Origin of the sequence: Streptomyces ipomoeae 91-03, from assembly GCF_000317595.1 — a bacterium.
GTDB lineage: Bacteria > Actinomycetota > Actinomycetes > Streptomycetales > Streptomycetaceae > Streptomyces > Streptomyces ipomoeae.
The window spans coordinates 1-5,857 of sequence record NZ_AEJC01000340.1 but is presented as its reverse complement, the minus strand read 5'-3'; the positions used below and the strand labels follow the sequence as shown (position 1 = coordinate 5,857).

Below are 5,857 nucleotides of genomic sequence, written 5' to 3'. Positions count from 1 at the left end.
CAGTCCGGCAACCATCGCCGCCTCCTGGTGGTCACGGCCGACCGGATCGTGGACGAGGCCGTCCGGCTGGAGAAGTTCGCGCTGTTCAGCGACGGGGCGGCGAGTTGTCTGGTGGGCGCCGCCGAGCAGGGGCCGGACACCTTCGCGATGGTGGCCTCGGCCTCGGCGCAGGACGCCGGGGTGCTGGGGGTGCGCGACCAGATCGACTCCCGGCTCGCCGCCGCGGTCAACGAGGAGCTGGAGCGCGTCACCGGGGTTCCCCGGGAGAAGGTCACCGCGCTGCTGCCGGCCAACCTGGTACGGCCGCTGGTGACCATGAAGGAGCGTCAGGCGGGCTTCTCCGCCGCGCAGTTGCGCATCGGCAACATCGAGCGGCTCGGCCACTGCTTCGCCGCGGACCCGCTGATCAACCTCGTCGACCTCGTCACCTCGGGAGAGGGGGAGATCGATGGGCTCTATCTGCTGGCCTCCAGCGTGCCCGGCGCCCGGCACGGCGTACTGCTCCGCAAGGTCTCGTGACAGCGAGGGAGAAGGATCGGATGAACACCCGCGTCGAAGCCACGGCGGTGGCGCGATGACCGCCCACGCACCGGCCCCGTCCCTCCGACTGACCGGCGACGCCTACGAGTTGGGACGGCAGCACGGTGCCGCCCGCGCCGAGGCGCTGCGCGCCTTCCTCGACGACGGGCTCGCCCGGCTGAACCGTCTGCTGGACACCCCGGTGTCCCTGGCCTCGCTGGAGCCGACGCTCACGGCGTTCCGGTCGGAGATCGAGGCCGGTACGCCCGAACTGGCCGAGGAGATCCGCGGTCTGGCCGACGGTGCGGGCATCACTCACGCGCAGGCCCTGCTGCTGCAGCTGCGCCGGGAGATCCTCGGGTACCGCAGCACCCGCCGCCCGGAGGGCGACTGCACCACGTACGCGCGGGTGGGCCACGGCCCGCACACCACGCTCGCGCAGACGGTCGACCTCAACGGCGACCTCGACGACCAGACCTGCTTCCTGTCGATCCGCAGGGCCGGCTCCTCGCGCGAGGTGCTGATGCTCAGCTTCGGCGGCCTGCTCGGCTATCTGGGGATGAACAGCGACGGCCTCGCCGTCGGCATCAACCTGGTGCTGGGCGGCAAGTGGGGCCCGGGCATCCCGCCGTATCTCGCGGTCCGGCATGTGCTGGACAGCGCCGGGTCGGTGGACGAGGCGCTGGGCGTCCTGGAGGGGCTGCGGCTCGCCAGCTCCCGGTCGCTGATGCTCTGCGACCGTGGCCGCTGCGCCTACGCCGAGTTCCTGGACGGACGGATGCGCGTGGTCGAGGACACGGTGCTGGTCCACACGAACCACTTCCTGCACCCGGAGTTCGTCCCCTACGACGAGTTGAACGTCTTCGCCAAGAACGGCTCGCTGCGCCGGCTGGACGCGTGCGCCGTACGGCTGAAGGCACTGCCGGAGGACGCCTCGCCCGGCGACCATCTCGGGCTGCTGTCGACGCCGCCGATCTTCGTGCCGGACAACGGCGACATACGGCGGGAGCGCACCGTCGCCGTCGTGGCGATGCGCCCGGCGCTCGGTGAGGTGCGACTGCTGGGCTCCCAGCCGTGTGCGGCGCCCCAGGTCTTCGCGACCGAGGCGATGAGCGGGGCGGCGGGCGGATGAGGACGCAGGCGGGCGCCGAGGCCCGGGGCGAGCGGGCGCACCCTGACGGGCACGGGGGGATGCGGGCCGGGGCGGAGGGCTGGCTGATCGCCCTGCACGACACGGCGGAGCGTGGATGGGACGACGAGGACTGCCGCGCCGTCCTCTCCCCGGAGGAGGCGCGGCGGGCCGACCGGTTCCGCCGTCCCACCTCGGCCGTCGCGTACGTACGTGTCCGGTCCGCCGTCCGCAGGGTGCTCGCCCATGTGCTCGGCGAAAGCCCGGCGGAGGTGCGCATCGCCGTCGCGCCGGGCGGCGGGCCCGTCCTTCCGGAGCATCCGGACTGGTACGTCAGCTGGTCGGCGTCGAAGGACGCGCTGCTGGTCGGGGTGTGCCGAGGCGCGCCGATCGGGGTCGACGTGGAGGTGATACGGCCGGTCGAGTCGCCCGCCCAGGTGCTGCGGACGTTCTATCCGAGCGCCTTCGCGTTGGGCGAGTTCCATGAGCCGGAGACGTTCTTCTCGGCCTGGACGCTGCTCGAAGCGGCCGTCAAGGCGACCGGGCGGGGCCTCGCGCGGGGCGCCCGGGAGGTCCAGCTGTACCGGCCGCCGGGTGCGCGCCGGTGTGCGCTGGCCGGGGTCCGTGACGGCGCCGGGGTGCCCTGGTCCGGGCGTACCGAGCGGTTCGCGCTGCCCCGGTCCTCGGACGAGGTGATGACGGCCGTGGTGACCCGGGGCGCGGCCGTGCCGGTCCGGCTGCACACCTGGCGGCTGCCGGACGCGCCGCCTTCAGGTGATGCCCCACGGCCCGTGTCCGGGACGGGTGTCGCCCCATGAGCCCGGCGCCCGGACGGTCTCGTACGCACTCTCCCGGTGGCCCGAGGGCCGCCTGTGTACAAGGAGTTGGGATGTCCCCTCAGGAAAGCCCCCGGGCGGCCGGAACCGACTCGGGGCTGCTGTCACCGGTCTGGGCCGGCACCCCGGTCGAGGCGGTCACCTCGGACGAGGCGTGGCTGGCGGCGATGGTCGAGTTCGAGGCGGCGCTCGCCACCGCCCAGGCGAGGCTCGGCGCGGTGCCTCCCGGCACGGCCAAGGCCATCCGTACGGCGGGCGCCGACGGCGGCCTCGACCCGGTGGAGCTGGCGCGCCGGGGCAGGGAGGCCGCCAACCCCGTCGTCCACTTCGTCAAGCGGCTGACCGAGCTGGTGGCGGAGACGGACCCGGACGCGGCCGGGTATGTGCACGCCGGGTGCACCAGCCAGGACGTGCTGGACTCGGCGACCATGCTGGTCGCCACCCGCACCCTCACCTTGATGCGCGACGACCTGGACCGGATCCGAGCCGCGCTCACCGCTCTCGCCCGTGACCACCGCTCCACCCCGGCCGTCGCCCGGACGCTCACCCAGCACGCGGTGCCCACCACGTTCGGGGTCAAGGCCGCCACCTGGCTCACCCTGGTCTGCGACGCCCACGACCGGGTGGACGCGCTCCTGGAGAAGGGGCTGCCCCTGTCGATGGGCGGCGCCGCCGGCACCCTCGCGGCCTATCACGACCAGCTGAGCGCCGCCGGTGTCTCGGGGGACCACCCCGAACTGCTGCTCGCGGCGCTCGTCGCGGCCGAGCTGGGGCTCGCCCAGCCCGCGCTGCCCTGGCACGCCGCCCGTACCCCGATCGCCGACCTGGCCGCCGGCTTGAGCTTCGTGGGCGGGGCGCTCGGCAAGTTCGCCGCGGACGTCCTGGTGCTGTCCCGGACCGAGATCGCCGAGGTGGCGGAGCCCGCCGCGGTGGGCCGGGGCCAGTCCTCCGCGATGCCGCAGAAGCGCAACCCCGTCCTGAGCACGCTGGTCGCGACGGCCGCGCGGCAACTCCCGGTGTACGCACTGGTGTTGGACCAGGCCATGGTCGCCGAGGACGAGCGCTCCGCCGGGGCGTGGCACGCCGAGTGGCAGCCGCTGCGGGAGTGCCTGCGTCTCGCCGCCGGAGCGACCCACACGGCGGCCGAGCTCGCGGAGGGCCTCGTCGTCTCGGCCGACCGGGTCCGGGCCAACGTACTCCTCACCGGGAGCAGCCTGGTCGCCGAGCGGCTGGCCGTGACGCTCGGCCCGGCACTGGGCCGGCAGCGGGCCAAGGAGGCCGTGACCCGCGCGGTGCGGGACACGGAGGCCGGGGTGCCCGCGGCCGAGGCGCTGCGGAACGCCCTGAAGGAGACCGGGCTCACCGACGGGCCGTCCGGGGCCTCCGATTCCCTCGGCTCGTTCGACTCGCTCGGCTCCCTCGACGAACTGCTCGATCCGGAGCGCTACCTCGGGGCCGCCGAACCCCTGGTCGACCGTGCCGTCCACCGCGCCGGCGCGGCGACCGATCCCGTCACGCCGTCGAAGGATGCGGCGGCCGGTCCCGTCACCCCGCCGAAAGACGCGACGGCCGATTCCCCCGCACCGCAGGAGGACGCGTCTGCCGTTCCCCCCGAACGGCCGGACAACGACCCCGCACCGCCGGAAAACGACCCCCTCACCCCGTCCGAAGAACTGGAGACCGCGACATGATGATCAGTGAGGAACTCCGCCGGAGGATTCTCGACGACCGGGCGCTCGGCGCGGGCAACGTGCTGCACCGGCTGCCCCTGTACGGACGGTCCCTCGACGAGCAGGTGCTGTGGCTCGACGGCACCTGGCGAGCGCCCTCCGGCGATCACCCCGAGGTGCTGACCCTCCGCGAGCTGGACGAGGTCGTGGCGACCTACGCCGGGTTCTACCACCGGGCCGGTGTGCGGGCCAAGGACGCGGTCGCCATCGTGTCGACGTCCATCACCGACTTCGCGCTGAACCTGATGGCGCTCACCAGCATCGGGGCGATCGCGTCCCTGGTGAACGCCAACATGCCCGTCGACGTGCGCCGTGAGTACATCCGCCGACAGCGGGTCGTGGGTGTGATGACGCAAGCGCCGTGGCACAACGAGCTGCTGAAGCATCTCGAGGACGACGTCCCGCCGAGGTTCGTGGCACTGCAGTCCCAGATCACCCTGGACGACCGGGAGCACCGCCCGGCGAGGTACCCGTTCCGGCACGCCCCGAACGACCCCATCCTGATCTCCCACTCCTCGGGCACCACGGGCATCCCCAAGTCGGCGTTCCACACCCACGAGACCCTGTTCCACGGGGCGCTCAGCCGGCTGTCGGACGGTCTGGACTGCAGCACCCGCAAGCGTCTGCTCGCGTTGCCGGGCCACCATGTCTCGGCGATGTCCAACACCCTGCTGGGCCTGCTCCTCGGCGCACCGGTGGTGCACTTCACCGATCCCAGCGGCAAGGCCGTCCTCGACGGGATCGAGAAGTTCCGCCCGACCATCGTGTTCGGTTTCACGCACACCTTCATGGAGATGGCGGGCGAGGACCTGACGGACCGTGACCTGTCCTGTGTCGAGGGGTTCTACGCCTCCGGCGACGCCGCGCACGTGGTGCACATCAAACGTCTGCTGGAGAAGGGGCAGCACCCGGTGACGGGCCGCGACCTCAAGCCGAAGACGGCCCCCGGCGCCATCTTCCTCGACATCTTCGGCTCGACCGAGATGGGCTATGTGCTGTTCGACTACGTCCACCGGGCGGGCGCGCCCAACATGGGTCGCTGCATCGGCCGCCCGATGCGGTTCGCCGAGGCGGCGGTGCTGTCCGAGGAGGGCGAGGTCCTGCCGCCCGGGAAGGTCGGCCGGCTCGGGGTGCGGTCGAAGTCGCTGACGCCGGGCTTCTGGAACGACAACGTGCGCTGGCACCAGCAGTGGCTCGGCGGCTACTTCCTCACCGGTGACCTGGTGTACCGCGACGGGGGCAACAACTTCTACCACCTCGACCGCACCACGGACGCCATCCGCACCAACGAGGGCTTCGTGTTCAGCGCGTACACCGAGGAGCTGCTGCTGAGCGAGTACCCCGAGATCCGGGACTGCACGGTGGTCGGACTCGCCGAGGACGGCGTGAAGTTCGGCTGGGAGGACGAGGGCGTGGCCAAGACGTACATGCTGCTGAACCTCGTCGCGGGAGCGACGCCGCCCGAGGACCCGACCGCCTGGGTGAACGAGGCGCTGTCCAAGCACGGGCTGCCGCAGGTGGCGGGCGCCGCGGTCGTCGCCGAGGACGCGATTCCGGTGGGGATCACCGGCAAGGTCCTCAAGCGGATCCTGCGCGAGCAGGCCAGGTCGCTGGTCGCCGCGAGCTGACGCCGTTCACGACCC

Annotated in this window: 4 protein-coding genes and 1 pseudogene; all 5 read left to right on the top strand. The window is 72.6% G+C overall.

Going from position 1 to position 5,857, the window contains the following annotated elements:
- A pseudogene (locus STRIP9103_RS22205) lies at positions 1-519 on the top strand (3-oxoacyl-ACP synthase); the annotation flags it as partial.
- Positions 520-574: 55 nt separating this feature from the next.
- A complete protein-coding gene (locus STRIP9103_RS22200) occupies positions 575-1,651 on the top strand; it encodes a C45 family autoproteolytic acyltransferase/hydolase (protein ID WP_009318533.1) in 1,077 nt (358 codons plus the stop codon).
- Positions 1,648-2,466: a 4'-phosphopantetheinyl transferase family protein gene (locus tag STRIP9103_RS22195; protein ID WP_199790563.1), complete on the top strand. Its 819-nt coding sequence runs from the start codon at positions 1,648-1,650 to the stop codon at positions 2,464-2,466. The genes STRIP9103_RS22200 and STRIP9103_RS22195 overlap by 4 nt, the downstream gene beginning before the upstream one ends.
- Before the next feature lie 71 nt (positions 2,467-2,537).
- Entirely contained in the window at positions 2,538-4,175 is a 1,638-nt protein-coding gene (locus tag STRIP9103_RS22190) for a class-II fumarase/aspartase family protein (protein ID WP_009318534.1), read from the top strand.
- Positions 4,172-5,842, top strand: a complete 1,671-nt coding sequence (locus tag STRIP9103_RS22185; protein ID WP_009318531.1) for a class I adenylate-forming enzyme family protein — start codon at positions 4,172-4,174, stop codon at positions 5,840-5,842. The genes STRIP9103_RS22190 and STRIP9103_RS22185 overlap by 4 nt, the downstream gene beginning before the upstream one ends.
- The last annotated feature ends 15 nt before the right edge of the window (positions 5,843-5,857 follow it).